Source organism: Stenotrophomonas sp. EMP41, assembly GCF_047495535.1.
GTDB lineage: Bacteria > Pseudomonadota > Gammaproteobacteria > Xanthomonadales > Xanthomonadaceae > Stenotrophomonas > Stenotrophomonas sepilia.
The window spans coordinates 1074614-1093501 of the sequence record NZ_CP179923.1; the positions used below are offsets into that span (position 1 = coordinate 1074614).

Annotated in this window: 16 protein-coding genes; 3 read left to right on the plus strand and 13 right to left on the minus strand. The window is 67.7% G+C overall.

Features of this window, described 5'->3' with window-relative positions:
- Nucleotides 1-67 precede the first annotated feature (67 nt).
- From ACMGRF_RS04875 to ACMGRF_RS04885, 3 genes are read right to left on the minus strand one after another with little or no spacing between them, the layout of a single operon-like run.
- Nucleotides 68-1507, minus strand: coding sequence for an efflux transporter outer membrane subunit (locus ACMGRF_RS04875; protein WP_049411295.1), 1440 nt, complete (start codon nt 1505-1507; stop codon nt 68-70).
- A complete protein-coding gene (locus tag ACMGRF_RS04880) occupies nt 1504-3462 on the minus strand; it encodes a MacB family efflux pump subunit (RefSeq protein WP_049411292.1) in 1959 nt (652 codons plus the stop codon). The genes ACMGRF_RS04875 and ACMGRF_RS04880 overlap by 4 nt, the downstream gene beginning before the upstream one ends.
- Complete coding sequence (locus ACMGRF_RS04885; RefSeq protein WP_049438234.1) at nt 3459-4700, minus strand: efflux RND transporter periplasmic adaptor subunit; 1242 nt, start codon at nt 4698-4700, stop codon at nt 3459-3461. The genes ACMGRF_RS04880 and ACMGRF_RS04885 overlap by 4 nt, the downstream gene beginning before the upstream one ends.
- A 204-nt stretch (nt 4701-4904) precedes the next feature.
- On the opposite strand from ACMGRF_RS04885, the gene ACMGRF_RS04890 reads away from it, so the two are divergent.
- The 3 genes from ACMGRF_RS04890 to ACMGRF_RS04900 all read left to right on the plus strand — a co-directional run bounded on the left by ACMGRF_RS04890 (nt 4905) and on the right by ACMGRF_RS04900 (nt 10252).
- Entirely contained in the window at nt 4905-5633 is a 729-nt protein-coding gene (locus ACMGRF_RS04890) for a response regulator (protein WP_005415886.1), read from the plus strand.
- A gap of 6 nt (nt 5634-5639) precedes the next feature.
- Nucleotides 5640-7049 carry an ATP-binding protein gene (locus ACMGRF_RS04895; protein ID WP_049411285.1) on the plus strand — a complete coding sequence of 470 codons (1410 nt, stop codon included), beginning with the start codon at nt 5640-5642 and terminating at the stop codon, nt 7047-7049.
- Between the two features lie 176 nt (nt 7050-7225).
- The gene (locus tag ACMGRF_RS04900; protein ID WP_099488574.1) at nt 7226-10252 is read left to right on the plus strand and encodes a ligand-binding sensor domain-containing diguanylate cyclase; all 3027 of its coding nucleotides are present in this window, start codon (nt 7226-7228) and stop codon (nt 10250-10252) included.
- Nucleotides 10253-10317: 65 nt separating this feature from the next.
- On the opposite strand, the gene rnt is transcribed toward ACMGRF_RS04900, so the two are convergent.
- The 10 genes from rnt to pstS form a co-directional block, all read right to left on the minus strand.
- Nucleotides 10318-10968, minus strand: a complete 651-nt coding sequence (gene rnt / locus ACMGRF_RS04905) for a ribonuclease T (protein WP_414485684.1) — start codon at nt 10966-10968, stop codon at nt 10318-10320.
- A gap of 168 nt (nt 10969-11136) precedes the next feature.
- The gene (locus ACMGRF_RS04910) at nt 11137-11658 is read right to left on the minus strand and encodes a DoxX family protein (RefSeq protein WP_049438231.1); all 522 of its coding nucleotides are present in this window, start codon (nt 11656-11658) and stop codon (nt 11137-11139) included.
- 27 nt (nt 11659-11685) lie between these two features.
- Nucleotides 11686-12441, minus strand: coding sequence for a DUF2063 domain-containing protein (locus tag ACMGRF_RS04915; RefSeq protein WP_180880781.1), 756 nt, complete (start codon nt 12439-12441; stop codon nt 11686-11688).
- On the minus strand, nt 12434-13309 hold the full coding sequence (locus tag ACMGRF_RS04920) for a DUF692 domain-containing protein (protein ID WP_012479633.1): 876 nt from the start codon (nt 13307-13309) through the stop codon (nt 12434-12436). The genes ACMGRF_RS04915 and ACMGRF_RS04920 overlap by 8 nt, the downstream gene beginning before the upstream one ends.
- Complete coding sequence (locus tag ACMGRF_RS04925) at nt 13296-13652, minus strand: hypothetical protein (protein ID WP_049411277.1); 357 nt, start codon at nt 13650-13652, stop codon at nt 13296-13298. The genes ACMGRF_RS04920 and ACMGRF_RS04925 overlap by 14 nt, the downstream gene beginning before the upstream one ends.
- Before the next feature lie 259 nt (nt 13653-13911).
- Nucleotides 13912-14619 (minus strand): phosphate signaling complex protein PhoU, encoded by a 708-nt coding sequence (gene phoU / locus ACMGRF_RS04930; protein ID WP_005415893.1) that lies wholly within the window; start codon nt 14617-14619, stop codon nt 13912-13914.
- Nucleotides 14620-14695: 76 nt separating this feature from the next.
- On the minus strand, nt 14696-15526 hold the full coding sequence (pstB, locus tag ACMGRF_RS04935) for a phosphate ABC transporter ATP-binding protein PstB (RefSeq protein ID WP_049411272.1): 831 nt from the start codon (nt 15524-15526) through the stop codon (nt 14696-14698).
- Nucleotides 15527-15545: 19 nt separating this feature from the next.
- Nucleotides 15546-16409 (minus strand): phosphate ABC transporter permease PstA, encoded by an 864-nt coding sequence (gene pstA, locus ACMGRF_RS04940; RefSeq protein WP_049438223.1) that lies wholly within the window; start codon nt 16407-16409, stop codon nt 15546-15548.
- Nucleotides 16409-17377, minus strand: coding sequence for a phosphate ABC transporter permease subunit PstC (gene pstC / locus ACMGRF_RS04945; RefSeq protein WP_414485685.1), 969 nt, complete (start codon nt 17375-17377; stop codon nt 16409-16411). Before pstC ends, pstA begins: the two co-directional genes overlap by 1 nt.
- An 82-nt stretch (nt 17378-17459) precedes the next feature.
- On the minus strand, nt 17460-18548 hold the full coding sequence (gene pstS, locus ACMGRF_RS04950) for a phosphate ABC transporter substrate-binding protein PstS (protein WP_049411267.1): 1089 nt from the start codon (nt 18546-18548) through the stop codon (nt 17460-17462).
- Nucleotides 18549-18888 lie beyond the last annotated feature (340 nt).

Genomic DNA, 18888 nt, shown 5'->3' on the forward strand with positions numbered 1-18888 from the left:
CCACGCTCGGCTATCGCATACCCGATCAGGAAAGCAGCCGAGCATGGGCTCGGCTCTACAGAAGCCGCTACCCCGCGCTGCCACCCAGTGCCTTGAACAGGGTCACGTCGTTGTTCAGCTGGCCCTGGCGCACGCGCGCCAGCGACAGCTCGGCATCACGCCGGGTCTGCTGCGCTTCCAGCCAGGTGCGCAGATCGGTGGCGCCCACGCGGTAGCGCACTTCCTGCGCGCGCTCCACTTCCACCGCTTCCTCGTACGAAGCCTGCGAGGCAGCGACCTGGCGCGCCAGCTGCTCGCGCGCGGACAGTGCGTTGTCCACTTCCGAGAGCGCGGTATACAGCGTCTTGCGGAAATTGGTCGCGGCGATCTGATAGCTGGTGCCGGCGATATCGGTATCCAGCTGCGCGCGCTGCAGGTTGAGGAACGGCAGTGACAGGCCCGCGCCCAGCGTGGCCACCGGATTGCGCAGTACATCGCCCAGCGAGGTCGCACTGGAACCGAGGCTGCCGGTCAGGCTCAGCGCCGGGTAGTACTGGGTGGCGGTGACCTTGATGGTCTTCAGGCTGTTGCGCAGGCGGAGTTCTGCCGCACGCAGGTCGGGGCGGCGGCCGAGCAGATCGGCTGGCAGCCCCTCGACAATGCGCGGGCTGCGTGCGCCCAGCAGGTCCTGCGGTTCGTCCTGTTGTGGCCAGGGTGTGCCGTCCAGCAGCACGGTCAGTGCGTTGCGCACCTCCACCCGCTGCTGTTCCAGCGCGCTCTGCGAGGAGCGCTGCGATTGCAGGTTCTGCAGCGCCTGGCGTACTTCCAGGCGCGATACCGCACCGGCGTCGAAGCGGGCCTGCACCAGTTCGCGGGTGCGCTCCAGCCGCTCCAGATTGGCCTGGCCGGTGGCGATCGACTGGTTCAGGTAGGCCAGGTTCCAGTACTGGGTGATGGTGTCGCTGATCACCAGCAGGGCGGTATTCTGCCGGTCTTCCTCGCTGGCTTCGGCTTCCCAGCGGGCGATGTCGCGCTGGGTGCGCAGGCGTCCCCACAGATCGACCTCCCAGCCCAGCGAAACGCCGGTGGAATAGCTGCGGCGCCAGTCGTCGGCCTGGTCGGTGGCGCGGCTGGCATTGCCGCTGACGCCCGATGACGAAGGCTGCGGCCACAGCGCGTTGCTGGCCAGGCCGGCCTGCAGGCGTGAACGCTGCACGGCCAGGCCGGCGGCGGCCAGGTCGCTGTTGGCGGCCAGCGCCTGCGCCACCAGGCGGTCCAGGCGTTCGTCGCCGAAGCCGGTCCACCAGGTGTCCTGGCGGATGTCGTGGCCCGGTGTGTCCAGGCTGCTGCGCGGGTCGTCGGCCGGTGCGTTGAGGGTGGCATCGCCACGCCCATACTGGGCCGGCACGTCGGGATCGGCCACCGGATAACGGCCGACCGAGGCGCAGCCAGACAGGGCGAGCAGAACGGCCCCCGCCAGCAGCCGGCGCGAGGGGGCAGGGAAGGGCAGTCGGGTCATCATCTTCATTCGCGGGCCAGGGCCTCTACCGGGTCGAGCTGCGCGGCGTTGCGCGCGGGCAGGAAGCCGAACGCCACGCCGATCAGGGTCGAGCAGGCGAAGGCGGCAACGATCGAGGCGGTGGAGAACAGCACCTGGAAGTCGCTGGCGAAGCGGCCGATCATCGAGCCCAGCAGCAGGGCCAGGCCGATGCCGAGCACGCCACCGAGCAGGCACACCAGCACCGCTTCGATCAGGAACTGCTGGCGGATATCACTTTGTCGTGCACCGACGGCCATGCGCACCCCGATCTCTCGGGTGCGCTCGGTCACCGACACCAGCATGATGTTCATCACGCCGATGCCGCCGACCAGCAGCGCGATGGCGGCGATGGCACCGATCAGCAGGGTCATCGTGCGCGTGGTCTGCTCGATGGTGTCGCGGATCTCGGCGCTGTTGCTGAGGAAGAAATCCTCGGTGCCGTGGCGCATCGTCAGCAGGCGGGTGATCGCTTCCTGAGCGGCATCCATCGGTGTGTTGTCGTCCACGCGCACGGTGATGCTGGAGACATGGCTCTGGCCGAGCATGCGCGACATCACCGTGGTGTAGGGCACCCACACGCTGAGGCTGGTGCTGCCACCGAAGCCGAAACTCTGGCGCTTGGCCACGCCGACCACGCGTGCCGGCACGTTGCCGAGCAGGATCACCTGCCCGACCGGGTCGACATCAGGGAAGAACTGGGTCTGGGTGTTCTCGTCGATCACCGCCACCTGGCCCAGGCCCTTGACCGCATCGGCATCGAAGAAGCTGCCACTGAGCAGAGTCACGCCCTTGACCCGGAAGAACTGCTCGCCGACGCCGCTGACCTGCGCAGTGGAAGACTGGTTGCGGTAGCGCGCGGTGACCGAGGTCGACACGCTGGGGGTGGCGCTGTCCACGTAACTCTGCTTCGCCAGTGCGTCGGCATCGCTGGCCTTGAGCGTCTGCACCCGCGCCGAGCGCATGTCGCCGAAACCGCGGCCGGGGTAGACGTCGATGGTATTGGTGCCGAGCGCGCTGATGTTCTGCAGGATCTGCTGCTGCGAGCCGTTGCCCAGGGCCACCACCGAGACCACTGAGGCGATGCCGATGATGATGCCGAGCATGGTCAGGAAGGTGCGCAGGCGATGGGCGTTCATCGCAAGCAGCGCCATGCGGAACGCTTCGGTGAAGCGGTCGCGGGCCGCCCGCCAGCTGTTGCCGTGGGCGACGCCGGTACTGGCTTCGCGCTGGGCGCGGTAGCTCGGCGCATCCGGATTGGCGCGGTCGGCGATGATCTCGCCATCGCGGATCTCGATGATGCGCTGTGCGTGCCGGGCCACGCTCATGTCGTGGGTGACGATGATGATGGTGTGGCCTTCGGCATGCAGTTCGCCGAGGATCGCCATCACTTCCTCACCGGATTTCGTATCGAGCGCGCCTGTCGGTTCGTCGGCCAGGATCACCTCGCCGCCGTTCATCAGGGCGCGTGCGATCGACACGCGCTGCTGCTGGCCACCGGAGAGCTGGCCTGGCTTGTGATGCATGCGGTCGCCCAGCCCCAGCCGCTGCAGCAGTTGCTCGGCACGCGCGTTGCGCACCGGGCCGGGACTGCCGGCATACACGGCCGGCACTTCCACATTGCCGCGCGCGTCGAGGTCGCCGAGCAGGTGGTAGCGCTGGAAGATGAAACCGAAATGTTCGCGGCGCAGTTCGGCCAGTTCGTCCGGCTCCATCTTTCCGGTTTCGCGGCCGGCCACCTGGTAGCTGCCCCGAGTGGGCCGGTCAAGGCAGCCGAGGATGTTCATCAGCGTCGACTTGCCCGAGCCGGACTGGCCGACGATGGCGACCATCTCACCGGCGTGGATGTCGAGATGGACGTCGCGCAGCACGGCGATCACATCGTCGCCGGCCGGGAATTCACGTCGCAGGTCGCGCAGGCGCAGCAGCGGCGCCGTCGTGCTCATCGGCGCCCCATGCCCGGGCCGCCGACCCGCATCTGCATGCCGCCGCGGTTGCCGCCGCCGGCGCTGGCACCGGCCGCACCGGCTTCGCCGACCACCACGCGCTCGCCTTCCTTCAAGCCGGACAGGATCTCGGCCGAGGCGCCGTTGTTGATGCCCACGGTGACCTTGCGCGGCTGCGGCTGGCCCTTGTCGTCCAGCACCCGCACCATCCGCTCATCGCCACGGCGCTTCGGTCCCAGTGCCACCGCCGGCACCATCAGCACGCCCTTGGCCTGCTTGAGCAGTACCGAGACCTGCGCGGTCATGTCGATGCGCAGCGTGCCGTCCGGGTTTTCCACATCAAACAGCGCGTTGTAGTAGACCGCGCTGCTGGAGCTGGAGCTGGAGGAACTGCTGGAGCTGGACGAACTCTCGTTGGCGATCGAGGCCGGCGCCGGATTGATCTGGCGCAGCGTGGCGTGATACTTGCGGTCCGGGTCGCCCAGGGTGGTGAAGTACACCGGCATGCCGGGCTTGATCTTGACCACGTCGGCCTCGGAGATCTCGGCATTGACGGTGACCACGTCCAGCCGCGCCAGCATGACGATGGTCGGTGCGGTCTGGTTGGCGTTCACGGTACGGCCTTCCTCGGCCACCACCGCGACCACGGTGCCGTCCATCGGCGCGGTGATGCGGGTGTAGGCCAGGTTGGCGCGGGCGGTGCCCAGCTCGGTTTCGCGGCCCTTGATCTGCGCCTCGTAGGACTGCAGCTGGGCGCGGGCGGTCTTCAGCTGTGCTTCGGCGGCATCGTATTCCTGGCGTGAGGTGGCCTCGGCGGCCAGCATCTGCTGCTGGCGCGCGAACTCCAGTTCGGCCTGGCGCAGGGTGGCTTGCTGCACCGCGCGCTGGGCGGTGACCTGGTCCAGCGAGGCCTGCGCGTTGAGCACCTGGTTCTGCTGGGTGGTGGCATCGATCTCGGCGATCAGGTCGCCTTCCTTCACGGTGTCGCCCAGCTGTACCTTCAGCGACTTGATCTGGCCCGACGCCTGCGCGCCCACGCTGACCAGCTTGTAGGCGTCGATCACGCCGGTGGCATCCACCGTTTGTTCAATGTCACCGCGGCTGACCGGCGAGGTGGCCACCGCCGGGGCGGCGGGCTTGCGCAGCAGCCACCAGGCGGTCGCGGCGATGATCAGGGCGAGCAGGGCGATCAGCATCAGGCGACTCCGGCGGGTCGCTGGCAGCAGGCGGAACGTCACGTCGTGGCTTCACTCTCGAGGCCGCGAGGGCGGCGTTGGTGGGCATTGTGAAGACCGGGCGATGGATGGCTCAATCCTCGGGGCATGTCTGTATGTAACACTGTCGGTGAACAGGCGTAACCACAGGTATCCCGCCCACGGGTGGATACACTGGTACGCATTGCCCCGGATGCGGTTCAGCTGCCGACACGGGATGATCGCGACATGGAGACTGAAAACCCGATGCATCGACTGCTGATCGTCGACGACGACAACGACATCCGCACGCTGCTGGCCGAACAGCTCGGCCGCGCCGGCTACCAGGTGAGCACTGCGGCCGATGGCACCGCCATGCGCCAGCTGCTGGACCGCGAGCACGTGGACCTGATCGTGCTGGACCTCAACCTGCCACGCGAGGATGGTCTGACCCTGTGCCGTGACCTGCGTGCGCGTTCGAACACGCCGGTGATCATGCTGACCGCGCGCGCCGAGCCGATCGACCGCGTGCTGGGCCTGGAAATGGGCGCCGACGACTACCTGGCCAAGCCGTTCGAGCCGCGCGAGCTGCTGGCGCGCATCCGCAACGTGCTGCGCCGGACCGAGGCGCTGCCGGCCAACCTGGAACCGCTGGCGGTACGCCGCGCGCGTTTCTCGCGCTGGGTATTCGACCTGGAGCATCGCCACCTGGTCGATCCGGATGGCCGCGTGGTGGTGCTGTCCGGCGCCGAGTTCCGCCTGCTGCGGGTGTTCATCGCCCACGCCAACAAGGTGCTGTCGCGCGAGCAGCTGGTCGCGCTCAGCAGTGGCCGCAACTACGAGGCTCAGGATCGCGCGATCGACCTGCAGGTCAGCCGCCTGCGCAACAAGCTGGGCGACGATGGTGGCCCGGATGGACTGATCAAGACCGTGCGCAACGAAGGCTACGTGCTGGCCTCGTCGGTCAACCTGGAATAAACCGCGATGAAGCGCCTGCGCCATTTCCTGTCCTCGATGGTCGGGCGGTTGTTCGTGATCCTGCTGCTGGGCATGGCGGTGGCTGCGATCGGCGCGACCATGCTGGCCACCTCCAAGCGCCAGCAGGAGTTCGAGCGGCAGAACCTGAACCGCATCGCCGACCGCCTGCAGGGCTACGTCAACCTGCTGGACGGCAATCCGGAGCTGCGCGAGCGCCTGCTGGCGATCGGCGGGCCGAGCGTGCGCGCGCTGCAGCCGGGCGCACGCCTGGGGCGGGCCGACACGGCGCTGATGGAAGTACTGGAAGACCGCCCCGGGCCGGTGTCGCGCGCGCACGTGCACTTCGCTTCGTTCCGCTCCTGCATTCCCAAACTGCAGGAGCTGCTGCCGCCGCCGCCGCCGGGCCACCGGCGGCCGCCGCGCGAACGCGACCCCGCGTTCATCCCGCCCAAATGCCGTGCAGTGGACGTGACCCTCAACGACGGCACGCTGCTGAAGCTGGCGCTGGACTCGCCGGCGGTGGCGCACAACGGCATCCTCGCCGTGGACCCGTGGTTCCTGACCCTGCTGGTGCTGGCGATTGCCGTGCTGGCCTATATCGTCTCGCGCATGGCCAGCGCGCCGCTGCAGGAACTGGCCGCAGCCGCAGAAGACCTTGGCGATGACCTGCAGCGCGACCCGTTGCCACTGCGCGGGCCGCGCGAAGTGCAGCGTGCCGCCGAAGCCTTCAACGCCATGCAGCACCGCCTGCAGCGGCACCTGGCCGAACGCACGCAGATGCTGGCGGCGATCACCCACGACCTGCAGACGCCGCTGACACGGCTGCGCCTGCGCCTGGAGAATGTCAGCGACGAGGCCCTGCGTGAGCGCCTGATCGGCGACCTGGCGGCGATGCAGGCGCTGGTGCGCGAGGGCCTGGAACTGGCGCGCAGTGCCGAGAGTGCCGAGCAGCGCGCCGCACTGGACCTGGATTCGCTGCTGGAGAGCATTGTCGAGGACGCCGCCGAAGGCGGCGGTGATGTGGTCTTCGAAGGCGGCAGTGGTTCGGTGCTGATGTTGCGTCCGTTGGCGATGCACCGCCTGTTCTCCAACCTGGTGGACAACGCGGTGATGTACGCACAGCGGGCACGGGTGCGGGTTGAGCGCAGCGGCGGTGCGATTACCGTGGTGGTGGCCGATGACGGCCCGGGCCTGGCCGAGGAGCAGCTGGAGGCGGTGTTCGATCCGTTCGTGCGGGTGGAGACCTCGCGTTCGCGCCAGACCGGCGGAGCCGGCCTGGGCCTGACCATCGCGCGCGCCCTGGCCGAGAAGGACGGCGCCCGGCTGTGGCTGCGCAACCGGGCCGAGGGAGGGCTGGAAGCCGTGGTGCAGTGGCCGGCCAGCGCGCAGGTGGTGGCACCCGGCCGCGCCGGCTGAGCCGGGAGACTGCAAACGGTGACGCCGGGGCCGGGGTTTGGCCTATCATCTGCGCATCTCCCCAGTCTCGCCCCGATGAGCCAGCCCGTTCCCGCCGGCATGCCATTGCACGCTGCCCGGCTGTCCTCGCACGCAGCCGCGTCCTGCAGCCGCACCTGGCCGCCGCCGCTGCGGTGATGGGCGGGCAGGGGAACGAGAGGCACTGGGCGGAGTGCTGCGCATCAGGCGCCAGGCGGGTACTGCGGCAGGGCCTGTTGTGGTTGCTGCTGGCCCTCGCGCAGCCGTTGGCTGCGCAGGAAGGCGCGCCGCCGCTGCGCGACTACGCCATTGATGTATGGACCTCGCGCAATGGCCTGCCGCACAACTCGCTGCGCGACATTGCGCAGACACCGGAAGGCCATCTGTGGTTCGCCACCTGGGAAGGGCTGGTGCGCTACAACGGCCTGGATTTCACCGTGTTCGACCGCAGCACGCGCCCGGGCCTGCGCGACAACGGCATCGGCGCTCTGTTCGTCGACCGCCAGGGCGGACTGTGGATCAGCGATTCACGCGGCAACGTCAGCCACCGTGGCAGTGATGGGCAATGGCGGGTCTGGGAGCACCAGGCCGATACGCCGCAGGTGCTGATCCAATCCATGCAGATGGACAGCCAGGGTCGGCTGTGGCTGCTGTACGAAGGCAAGGGCATCGGCTACCTGACGCCGGACAGCGGCATTGTCTACCAGGCGCCGGCGGCGGACCTGCCGATGGCGATGAGCTTCACCAGGCTGGTGGTCGATGCGCAGGACCGGGTCTGGGTCGGTACGCTGGACGGGCTGGTGCTGCGCGACAACGATGGCGTGCTCAAGCGCGCCCCCGCTGCGTGGGGGCTGGGTGCCGGCAGTGGCCTGTCGTGGCCCTACCGTGCGCCGGATGGCGCGTTGTGGATCGTCGCCGGTGAGCGCCTGTACCGGGTAGAGGACGACCAGCTGGTGCTGGTGCACCGCCTGCCGGGCCAGCTGCACATGACCTCGATGCTGCAGGACCGGCACGGTGACCTGTGGCTGGGCACCGAGAACCAGGGCCTGCTGCGCATTTCCGCACATGGCCTGGAGCGACTGCCGGCCGGCTTGAACCTTCCGGGTGGACGCGTGGTCAGCCTGCGCGAGGATGCCGAAGGCAGCATCTGGGTGGGCGCCAACGGCGGGCTCTATCGCCTGCGCGAAACTCTGTTCAGCAGCTACACCGAGCGCGATGGGCTCAGTGGCGACTACGTGCGCACGGTATTCGAGGATCGCGATCGCCAGCTGTGGGTCGGCAGCGCCAGCGGGCTTGACATGCGGACCGCGGACGGCCGTTTCCGGGCGATGCCGCTGCACAACCGCGGCGGCAAGGCACCTTCGGTGCTGAGCCTGTCACAGGGGCCGGACGGTGACATGTGGGTCGGAACCTTCGGCGATGGTGTCTACCGGCTCGACCGCGACGGCCACCTGCGCCACAACTACGCGGCAGCCGACGGCATGCCGGGTGGCAACATCCGTGCGATCAGCGTTGATCCGCAGGGCGTGGTCTGGGCCGGCACGCAGAAGGGCGTGGTGCGCATCGACGGCGACCATGTGCAGGTCTCGAACGTGCCGGGCATGCCCGGCGGCCTGATCACCGCGCTGGAGCATGACCATCAGGGCAACCTGTGGATCGGCACCATCGAAGGTATCCGCGTGCTGCGCGGCGACCACGTGCAGTCGATCGACCTGGCGCCGCTGGGCGGTGGCCGCAGCGTGTTCGGCTTCCACCAGCTGGGCGACGCGATGTGGATCAGTAGTGATCGCGGCCTTTACCGCTGGCGCAGCGGCAGGCTGGCGCGGGTGGGGCTTGAGCAGGGCATGCCGGTGGATGCGGTGTTCCAGCTGGTGCCGGATCGCCTTGGCAATGTGTGGATCAGCAGCAATCGCGGCGTGTTGCGCACCGATATGGCCACCCTCAACGCCGTGGCCGATGGCCGCACGCCGCGGGTGTGGGTGGAGCGCTACAACGAGATCGACGGCATGGCCAATGCACAGGCCAACGGCAGCTCCAGCCCATCGGCGATCCTGCGCCAGGACGGCACGTTCTGGGTGGTCACCGCGGGCGGCCTGAGCACGGTCGACCCGCAGCGCCTGCAGCGTTTCCGCGAGCGGCCATCGCCGCCGGCCGCGATCGAGAGCGTGCAGGTGGATGGCGCGCCGGTGCATTGGGAAGGGCCGGATCGCAACCATATTCCTGGGGGGCGCCGGTTGGCGGTGAGTTATGTCGGCCTGAGCTACCTGATGTCTGACCGGATCCGCTACCGCACGCGGCTGGACGGGCTGGATGCGGGCTGGGTCGAGCGCGGCCCGCAGCGCAGCGTTGAGTTCGTCGGACTGCCGCCGGGCGACTACACCCTGCATGTGGCGGCCGCCCATCCCGGCGGCAGCTGGGGCCAACAGGAGGCGGTGTGGAGCTTCACCGTGGAGCCGTTCTGGTGGCAGCGCCGCAGCGTGCAGGTGCTGGCGGGGATGCTGCTGCTGGCTGGACTGGTGGCGCTGTACCGGCTGCTGCTGCAGCAGCTTAAGGCCAGCAACCTGCGCCTGGCACGGCGGGTGGACGAAGCGACCTTCGACCTGCAGGCCAAGACGGTGCACCTGCAGGCGCTGAACCAGGAAAAGACCGAACTGGCCGAGCGCCTGGCGCGCCAGGCCGAAGCCTTCGAGCGGCAGGCCCGCGAGGATGCCCTGACCGGCCTGGCCAATCGCCGCGCCTTCGACGAAACGCTGGCGCGTGACTTCGCCCGGTCACAGCGCAGTGGTCATCCGCTGTGCCTGGTGGTGCTCGACATCGATCACTTCAAGGACGTCAACGACCGACACAGCCACAGCATCGGCGATGCCGTGCTGGTGCAGGTGGCGTCACTGATCGCAGCGGCGTGCCGCGACTCCGACCTGCCGGCGCGCACCGGCGGCGAAGAGTTCGCGCTGCTGCTCAACGACACCCGCCTGGAGGAAGCCGCACAGCTGTGCGCGCGCCTGCGTGGCCTGTTCCATGATCATCCCGATTGGGCCGGCGTGGCGGGCCTGCGTGTCACCTTCAGCGCGGGCCTGGTAGAGCTGGATGCCGACGACCGTACCCCGGCGCTGCTGTACCAGCGCGCCGACCGCGCGCTGTACCGCGCCAAGAGCGACGGCCGCGATCGCACGAGCATCGGTTGAGTTCATCCACGCCTGGCGTGGATCTGCTGCGCGGTGGGGTGGGTGCGGTTGCGTCGTTGGCTGCTTCAGCGCGGCCAGGCGTTGGCGATGGTGCAGAACAGCCGCGCGGTCTGCTCGGTGTCATACACCGCGCTGTGCGCCTCGTTGGCATCCCAGCCCAGGCCGGCGGCCGTCGCTGCACGCGCCAGCACGGTCTGCCCATAGGCGATACCGGCCAGGGTGACCGTGTCGAACACGCTGAACGGATGGAACGGGTTGCGCTTGTGGCCGGTGCGGGCCACTGCGGCGTTGACGAAGCCGAGGTCGAAATGGGCGTTGTGGCCCACCAGGATCGCGCGCTGGCAGCCGTACTTCTTCATCGTCGCACGCACCGGAGTGAAGATGTGGTCCAACGCCGCTTTTTCTTCCTTGGCCAGCCGGAACGGGTGGTCGAGGATGATGCCGGTCACTTCCAGCGACTTCGGGTCGATTTCCAGGCCCTCGGCCGGGACCACGTGGGCACTGGCGGTCTGGCCGGGGTAGAGCAGGCCGTTCTCGTCCATCTCGATCGGCACCGCGGCGATTTCCAGCAGCGCATTGCGCTGGCTGTCGAAGCCGCCGGTTTCCACATCCACCACCACCGGCAGGAAGCCGCGGAAGCGTTGTGACATCGCGCGCTGCGCCTGGGGAACTGCGGAATCGGGAACGGCGGCAGGTGCGGGGGTGGGGTCAGTCATGCGTGAATTCTAGCAGAGCGACCCTGAGCGCCCGGCCAGCCTTCTGTGCATGGGTTCCCTGGGGGGGCGTGTGTCGAGCCAGGTCGACACCTACCGGGCACCGCACGCTCAGGATTCCGGTAGGTGCCAACCTTGGTTGGCACACGGCGCGCCGACCACGGTCGGCATCTAGCGCACCGCAGGCCGTGCCGTCGTGACGGATGGCTGCCACCGGGCCAACCAGGCGTCCACGCTCAGCTTGCCGGCGCCGGTGAAGATCAGCGGCAGCAGCATGGCCATGAACAGCACCGGCAGCTTGAAGTTGCCGTAGCCCTGGTCGCTGATGGCATACCCCATCGCGAGGTCACCCAGCGAATTCCATTGCATCGGCCAATGCACCGCATAGGTCGCCACCACGGTCAGCACCAGCAGGCTGGCGGCGGCCAAGCGCGTCCCGAAGCCAAGCAGCAGGCAGGCCGCGCCGGCCAGTTCGAACCAGGTGGCCAGTTGCCAGTTCAGGGCAGCGGGCAGTTGGTTGAACGGGAACGGGAAGGCGTCCTGCAGGTCGGCGAACCAGTTCTGGCCGTGCAGCTTCTCACGGCCGGATTCGAAGTATTCCCAGGCCAGCAGCAGCCGCAGGCCCAGCGGCGCCAACCAGGGGGCGAGACGGTCCAGCCGGCCGCGCGCGGCGGCCAGGGGCGGAAGCTTCATCGGTGCATCTCCGGGGGAAAGAGAGTGTCAGGCAGGTGGGTAAAGTGGGCCGATCACGCCGGCCCGCAGGAACTGCTGCAGCAGCGCGGCACCGGGTTCGGCCAGCGCCTGTTCGGCCAGGCCATGCGCGGCGGCCAGTTGCTTCAGATAGGCATGTCCATCGAGGCCGGGCTGTTCCCCGATGCTGGACAGCAGGTACACCGCCAACGGGCTGAGTACGGCGAAGCGCACCTCGCCATCGGCCTCGCGACGCACCAGCAGGCCGGTCGGCTCAGCCGGCAACTGGGTCGGTGCGTCCTCGGCGCCAAGGCGGTGCACCGGCCATTGGTACAGCAACGGCCACGCCAGCGGTGAGCGCTGCAGCGGCACCAGCAGCGGATCGATGTCACCCGGCACCGGCAGCGGTTCGGCAGGAAGCTGGTACAGCGCGGTCTCCGCCCACTCGTAATGAGCGAGCTCGGCCAGCGCAGGGTGGGGCAGCTGTGGCTGCGCCTGCAGCCACTGCACAAATTCAGCGGCCAGTTCGGTGAACAGCGGTGTCTGGCAGCGGTGGGTGGCGAAGTAGTGGCGCACCAGGGCACTCCAGGCCGGTTCTCCGAGCAGGCGCACGCAGACCGGGAAACCGTTGCTCAACAGGCCGAGCAGGTTGTTGAACAGCAGGTGCCGGTATACCGCGACCCGGCGTGGCTCAAGTCCGGCCGGTGCGGGTACCGCCTGCGGGTTGCGCAGGTGCGCGGTGAAGGCGTGCTGCTGCGCGCGCAGGGTGTCGGCGGAATCAGCCATGTGCCGCCCCGGCATGCGTAGCCTGCAGGCGGCGGATGGTCTGCAGTTCGCCCTGCAGTTCTGCATAGGGCGGGAAATTGAAATCGCGTTCGAGCAGGGTGGGGCGCGGGCCGATGCGTGCATAGGTACGCGCCAGCAGCGCCCAGACCGGATCGATCACCGCGCTGCCGTGGGTATCGATCTTCAGGTCCGGGGCTTCATCCAGATGACCGGCCACATGCAGGCAGACGATGCGCCGTGCAGGCAGACCGGCGATGAAGGCATCGGCATCGTAGCCGTGGTTGCAGGCGTTGACGTAGACGTTGTTGACGTCCAGCAGCAGGTCGCAGTCGGCTTCGGCAAGCACGGCATTGGTGAAGGCCAGTTCGTCCATCGCCGGCGCGGGTGCCAGGTAGTAGGACACGTTCTCCACTGCGATGCGACGGCCCAGCAGGTCCTGCACGCGGCTGATGCGCTGCGCGGTATGGCGCACGGCTTCGTCGGTGAAGGGAATCGGCAGCAGGTCGTACAGGTGGCCGTCGTCGCTGCAGTAGCTGAGGTGCTCGCTGTACAGCGGCACGCGGTGCTTTTCGAGGAACCGGCCGACCTGTTCCAGCAACTGGGTATCCAGCGGTGCACTGCCGCCCAGCGACAGCGACAGGCCGTGGCAGCTCAGCGGATGGCGCTGCGCCAGTTCGGCCAGTGCATCACCGGCCGGGCCACCGACATGGATCCAGTTCTCCGGTGCGCATTCGAGGAAGTCGAAGTCGCCTTCCGGGGCGTCACGCAGGTCCTGCAGCAGCGCCCGGCGCAGGCCCAACCCGGCGGCCGCCGCACGAAGCGGCGACCGCGGGTGGACGAGGCTGGCGCGGGCGTCAGTGCTTGCCACCGCACTTGCCTTCGCCGCACTTGCCTTCGGCCGACTTCGTGTCGCCGGTCTTGGCCTTGTCGCCAGCTGCCGCACCGGCAGCCTTGCCCTTGTCGGCGCCGCACTTGCCTTCGCCGCTCTTGCCATCGGCACCACACTTGCCTTCGGCGTGCTTGGTCGCGTCGGCGGCCATCTTGGCGTCGGCGGCCTTGGCATCGGTGCTGGCCTTGGCTGCCTGTCCGGCAACAAGGTAGCCCTGGGCGAGGTCGCTCATGCTCAGGGCCGAGGCACTGGCGGTCATGCCCAGCCCGGCGGCCAGGGCGGTAGCAGTCAGCAGGGACAGGGTCTTGTTGGAACTGCTCATCGGTGGTGCTCCTGGGTGGTGTGGGCGGGTGCCCGGGTGGCCGGCAGGGATGCCGGTGGAAACGATGGTGCAGCGATCCTACTCAACGAATCCTCGCCAAGAACTCAAATTTTCGTGAGGTTTGTTACAGAAGGGGAACACGGTTCCCGGCAGATCCACGCCATGCGTGGATGAATCGCCGGAACGCCCAGTAACAAGAAGGCCGCTGTCACTGGGACAGCGGCCACCTTGGAGTCGACTCCGGTGTTGCAGTGCAGCGTCAGGGCTGGCCGGTGCTGGAGGTCTCGTCGCGCTTTTCACGCGGCGGCAGCGGCTGCTCCCCGTGCACCAGGAACCACACGTTCTCGGCGATGTTGGTGGCGTGGTCGCCCACGCGCTCCAGGTTCTTGGCCATGAACAGCAGGTGGGTGCACGGGGTGATGTTGCGCGGGTCTTCCATCATGTAGGTGAGCAGCTCGCGGAACAGCGCCGTGTACTGGGCGTCCAGGCGGGCGTCGTCCTCGCGCAGTGCCAGTGCGGCCTCGGCATCGTTGTCACGGTAGGCGGCGATGGCACGGCGCACCTGCTGCGCGGCCAGGCGGCCCAGCGCGCGCAGGCCCTGGATCTGCGGCAGCGGCGGCACCTTGCCCAGCGCGATCGAGCGCTTGGCCACGTTCGCTGCATAGTCGCCGATGCGCTCGATGTCGGCCGGGATGCGCAGGCCAGCGAGGATCTCGCGCAGGTCGCGCGCCATCGGCCCACGCAGCGCCAGGCGCATCACGTCGTGGCTGATCTGCTGCTCAAGCGCGTCGATCGCTTCGTCGTTGGCGATGATGCGATGGGCGGCGTTCTCGTCGCGCTTCTCGATCACGTCCATCGCCGCTTCGAGCTGGGCGACGGCCATCTCGCCCATGCGCACGATTTCGGCCACCAGGCGCTGCTGTTCTTCGTCGTAGCTCTTGACGATGTGGTCGTTGGGAAGGTTCATGGTTGTTCCGCTCTGTAGAGTCGAGCCATGCTCGACTGGCGTTGTCTGTAGAGTCGAGCCACGCTCGACCGTCGTCTCAGCCGAAGCGACCGGTGATGTAGTCCTCGGTCTGCCGCTGCGACGGCTGCGAGAAGATCACTTCGGTGCGGTCGTGCTCGATCAGGTCGCCCAGGTACATGAAGGCGGTGTAGTCGGACACGCGCGCAGCCTGCTGCATGTTGTGGGTGACGATCACGATCGTGTACTCGTGCTTGAGTTCTTCCACGAGCTGCTCGATGCGGCTGGTCGAGATCGGGTCCAGCGCCGAGGTCGGCTCGTCCAGCAGCAGCACCGACGGGCGCAGGGCGACGGCACGGGCGATGCACAGGCGCTGCTGCTGGCCACCGGACAGGCCCAGTGCGCTCTGCCCCAGCTTGTCCTTCACTTCGTCCCACAGCGCGCCCTGGCGCAGCGCCTGCTCGACGCGGTCGGCCATGTCGGCCTTGCTCAGTTTCTCGTGGTGGCGGATGCCGTAGGCGACGTTCTCGAAGATGGTCATCGGGAACGGCACCGGCTTCTGGAACACCATGCCGACCTTGCTACGCAGGCGGTTCATCGGGTACTTCGGCGACAGGATGTTCTCGCCGTCCAGCAGCACTTCACCGCGCGCTTCCAGCTTCGGGTACAGCGCGTAGATGCGGTTGAAGATGCGCAGCAGGGTCGATTTGCCACAACCGGAAGGGCCGATCAGCGCGGTCACACGCTTCTCCGGAATCTCCAGGTTGATGCCCTTCAGGGCATGGAACTTGTCGTAGTAGAAGTCCAGTCCGCGCGCGGCAAGCTTGACCGGAGCCGGGGTGTGCAGGCTCTCGTGCGAGGACGGCACGGCGATGCGCTGCATCGGCACGGCGTTGGAAAGGTCGTTCATGGCGTTATCCACGGAAAGGTCAGTCATGGGAGATACGGTTGCGCAGCAGGATGCCGCGGGCGGCAAGGCTGACCAGCAGCACGAAGACTGTCAGCACCAGGGCACCGGCCCAGGCCAGTACCTGCCAGGATTCATACGGGCTGCCGGCGAACTGGTTCATCACCACCGGCACCGAAGCCATCGGCTGGAAGATGTTGTTGTTCCAGTACTGGTTGCCGAAGGCGGTGAACAGCAGCGGAGCGGTCTCGCCGGAGATGCGGGCCAGCGCCAGCAGGATGCCGGTGATGATGCCGGCCGAAGCACTGCGGTACAGCACCTGCACGATCACCTTCCACTGCGGGATGCCCAGCGACAGCGCCGCTTCGCGCATCTGCGAGGGCACCAGCCGCAGCATCTCGTCGGTGGTGCGTACCACCACCGGCAGCACGATGAAGGCCAGCGACAGGGCACCGGCGAACGCCGAGAAGTTGCCGCCGGTCTGCATCACGTACAGCGTGTAGACGAACAGGCCCAGCACGATGGACGGCGCCGACAGCAGGATGTCGTTGACGAAGCGGACCACGGTGCCGACCTTGCGGGCGTTGCCATACTCGGCCAGCCAGGTACCGGCCAGCACGCCCAGCGGGGTGCCGATGCCGATGGCCAGTGCACACATCACCGCACTGCCGAAGAAGGCGTTGGCGAGGCCGCCGTCCTGCATCGGCGGCGGCGTCATCTTGGTGAACAGGTCCAGGTTGATCCCGGCCAGGCCCTTGGAGGCCAGGGTGAACAGGATCCAGCCCAGGAAGAACAGGCCGAACAGGGCAGTGGCACAGGAAGCGGTGATCGCAACGACGTTGCCGATGCGGCGGCGCAGGTACAGCGAATCAGCGGTGGTGGACATCAGTTGCCCTCCTTGCGGGACAGGCGCATCAGCATCAGGCGGGCGATGGCCAGCACCACGAAGGTGACGATGAAGAGGACGAAACCGAGCAGCAGCAGGGCCGAACGGTAGGTTTCAGTGGCTTCGCCGAAATCATTGGCGATCAGCGCGGCGATGGTGGTGCCCGGTTCCAGCAGCGACGGCGACAGGCGCACGCTGTTGCCGATCACGAAGGCCACCGCCATCGTTTCGCCCAGTGCGCGGCCCAGGCCGAGGAAGATGCCGCCGATGACCGCCGAGCGGGTGTAGGGCAGGACGATGTCCCAGCTCACTTCCCACTTGGTGGAGCCCAGCGCGTAGGCCGATTCCTTCAGGCGCGTCGGCACGGTCAGGAACACTTCGCGCATCACAGAGGAGATGAACGGAATGACCATGATGGCCAGCACGAAACCGGCGGTGAGCATGCCGATGCCCAGCGGCGGGCCCTGGAACATCGGGCCGATGACCGGCCACTCGCCCAGGGTCTCGTTGAGGAACGGGGTGACGTACTCGGTCATCACCGGCACCAGCACGAACAGGCCCCACATGCCGTAGATGATCGAGGGGATGCCGGCCAGCAGTTCGATGGCGGTACCGACCGGGCCACGCAGCCAGCGCGGCGCGACTTCGGTGAGGAAGAAGGCAATGCCGAAGCTGACCGGCACGGCGATGACCATCGCGATGACGGCGGTGACCAGGGTGCCGTAGATCGGAGCCAGGGCGCCGAACTTGTTTTCGACCGGATTCCAATCGGCGGAGAAGAAGAAGCTCAGTCCCTGCATCTGCAGGGCATGGCGACCGCCCCACAGCATCGACAGCGCGGCGCAGGCCAGGGCGATCAGTACGAAGATGACGGTGCCGACCAGCACCCATCGGAACAGTTTGTCGTTGCGGGCATCACGCGCATCACGCGTGGACGGGGCGGCTGCAGGCTGGGCGATGGCATTCATGGGGACGGCTGGGCCAGGAAGGGGCGGGGCGGCACGGCGTAGAACAAGCGGTGCCCGCGCGGGGCGGGCACCGTCGAGTCCATCACTTCAGGTCGGTCGCCCAGTAGGCCTCGATCTGCTTGACCAGTTCGGCCGGCAGTGGCACGTAGTGCAGCTCGTTGGCCTGGGCCTGGCCGTTCTCGAAGGCCCACTTGAAGAAGGCCAGGGTGTCCTGGTTGCGCTTGGCATCCTTCGGCTGCTTCTGCATCAGCATGAAGTTGGTGGCGGTGATCGGCCACGCCTGCTCGCCCGGAGCATTGGTGATGACCAGGTTGAAGTCCTTGGCGCTGGCCCAATCGGCGCTGGCGGCCGCCGCGGCGAAGGTTTCCGCGCTCGGCTCGACCCAGTTGCCGGCGGCGTTCTGCATGGCGGTGTACGGCATGCCGTTCTGCAGGGCATAGGCCAGTTCGACGTAGCCGATCGAGCCCTTGATCTGCTTCACGTAGGACGCAACGCCTTCATTGCCCTTGCCACCGACGCCGTCCGGCCACTGCACCGAGGTGCCTTCGCCGACCTTGCTCTTCCACTCCGGGCTGACCTTGGACAGGTAGTTGGAGAAGTTGAAGGTGGTGCCCGAACCGTCCGAACGATGGACCAGAGTGATCTTGCCGTCCGGCAGCTTCACGCCCGGGTTGGCGGCGACGATCGCCGGGTCGTTCCAGGTCTTGACCTTGCCCAGGAAGATGTCGGCCAGCAGGGCGCCGCTCAGGCGCAGCTTGCCGGCTTCCAGGCCTTCGATGTTGACCACCGGCACCACGCCGCCGATGGCCGACGGGAACTGCGCCAGGCCGGCCTGGGCCAGCTCCTCGCTGCTCAGCGGCTTGTCGGACGAACCGAAGTCGACGGTGCCGGCCTTGATCTGGGCGATGCCGCCGCCGGAGCCGATCGACTGGTAGTTGATCTTGGCGCCGGTGCTGGCGTTGTAGTCAGCCGACCACTTGGAGACCAGCGGGAAGATGAAGGACGCGCCCGCGCCGGACACTTCGGCGGTCACCTTGGCACCGGCAGCGGCGGGGGCAGCGGCAGCGTCGGCAGCCGGCTGCTGCGCGGCCTGCTTGTCGCCACCGCAGGCCGACAGGCCCAGGGCGATGGCCAGGGAAAGGGCGGCAAGGCCGGCCGAGTGCAGTTTCATGGTCACTCCATAGCGGGGAAGAGCCGACGTGGTCGGCGGATGCGGCTATGAAATGATGTTTTTGTTACAGCCGTATTACGACCATGACAGAGGTGTCCTGGATCACGTTCTGACAAGGGTTTCACAGGGTTGGCGCCGATCCGGCCGGGGCCCGGAAACCCCGGATCTGCGCACTGATATGACGGCTGGTGCAAGGCAGAGCCGAGCCCGCCCGGCTGTTCCCTGCCCTCGGTAGCTGCGGACCGTTGGTCCGCACGCTCCAGAGCGCAGCCGAGCGTGGCTCGGCTCTACAGAGGCAGGTGTATCCCCGAAAACAAGAAGAGCGCGAGATCTCGAGGAT

Excerpts from the sequence above, each read along its gene's own strand:
- ACMGRF_RS04875 (WP_049411295.1), bottom strand. The coding sequence starts at position 1,507 with ATGAAGATGATGACCCGACTGCCCTTCCCTGCCCCCTCGCGCCGGCTG.
- ACMGRF_RS04880 (WP_049411292.1), bottom strand. The coding sequence starts at position 3,462 with ATGAGCACGACGGCGCCGCTGCTGCGCCTGCGCGACCTGCGACGTGAA.
- ACMGRF_RS04890 (WP_005415886.1), top strand. The coding sequence starts at position 4,905 with ATGGAGACTGAAAACCCGATGCATCGACTGCTGATCGTCGACGACGAC.
- ACMGRF_RS04895 (WP_049411285.1), top strand. The coding sequence starts at position 5,640 with ATGAAGCGCCTGCGCCATTTCCTGTCCTCGATGGTCGGGCGGTTGTTC.
- ACMGRF_RS04900 (WP_099488574.1), top strand. The coding sequence starts at position 7,226 with ATGGGCGGGCAGGGGAACGAGAGGCACTGGGCGGAGTGCTGCGCATCA.
- rnt (WP_414485684.1), bottom strand. The coding sequence starts at position 10,968 with ATGACTGACCCCACCCCCGCACCTGCCGCCGTTCCCGATTCCGCAGTT.
- ACMGRF_RS04910 (WP_049438231.1), bottom strand. The coding sequence starts at position 11,658 with ATGAAGCTTCCGCCCCTGGCCGCCGCGCGCGGCCGGCTGGACCGTCTC.
- ACMGRF_RS04915 (WP_180880781.1), bottom strand. The coding sequence starts at position 12,441 with ATGGCTGATTCCGCCGACACCCTGCGCGCGCAGCAGCACGCCTTCACC.
- ACMGRF_RS04925 (WP_049411277.1), bottom strand. The coding sequence starts at position 13,652 with ATGAGCAGTTCCAACAAGACCCTGTCCCTGCTGACTGCTACCGCCCTG.
- phoU (WP_005415893.1), bottom strand. The coding sequence starts at position 14,619 with ATGAACCTTCCCAACGACCACATCGTCAAGAGCTACGACGAAGAACAG.
- pstB (WP_049411272.1), bottom strand. The coding sequence starts at position 15,526 with ATGAACGACCTTTCCAACGCCGTGCCGATGCAGCGCATCGCCGTGCCG.
- pstA (WP_049438223.1), bottom strand. The coding sequence starts at position 16,409 with ATGTCCACCACCGCTGATTCGCTGTACCTGCGCCGCCGCATCGGCAAC.
- pstC (WP_414485685.1), bottom strand. The coding sequence starts at position 17,377 with ATGAATGCCATCGCCCAGCCTGCAGCCGCCCCGTCCACGCGTGATGCG.
- pstS (WP_049411267.1), bottom strand. The coding sequence starts at position 18,548 with ATGAAACTGCACTCGGCCGGCCTTGCCGCCCTTTCCCTGGCCATCGCC.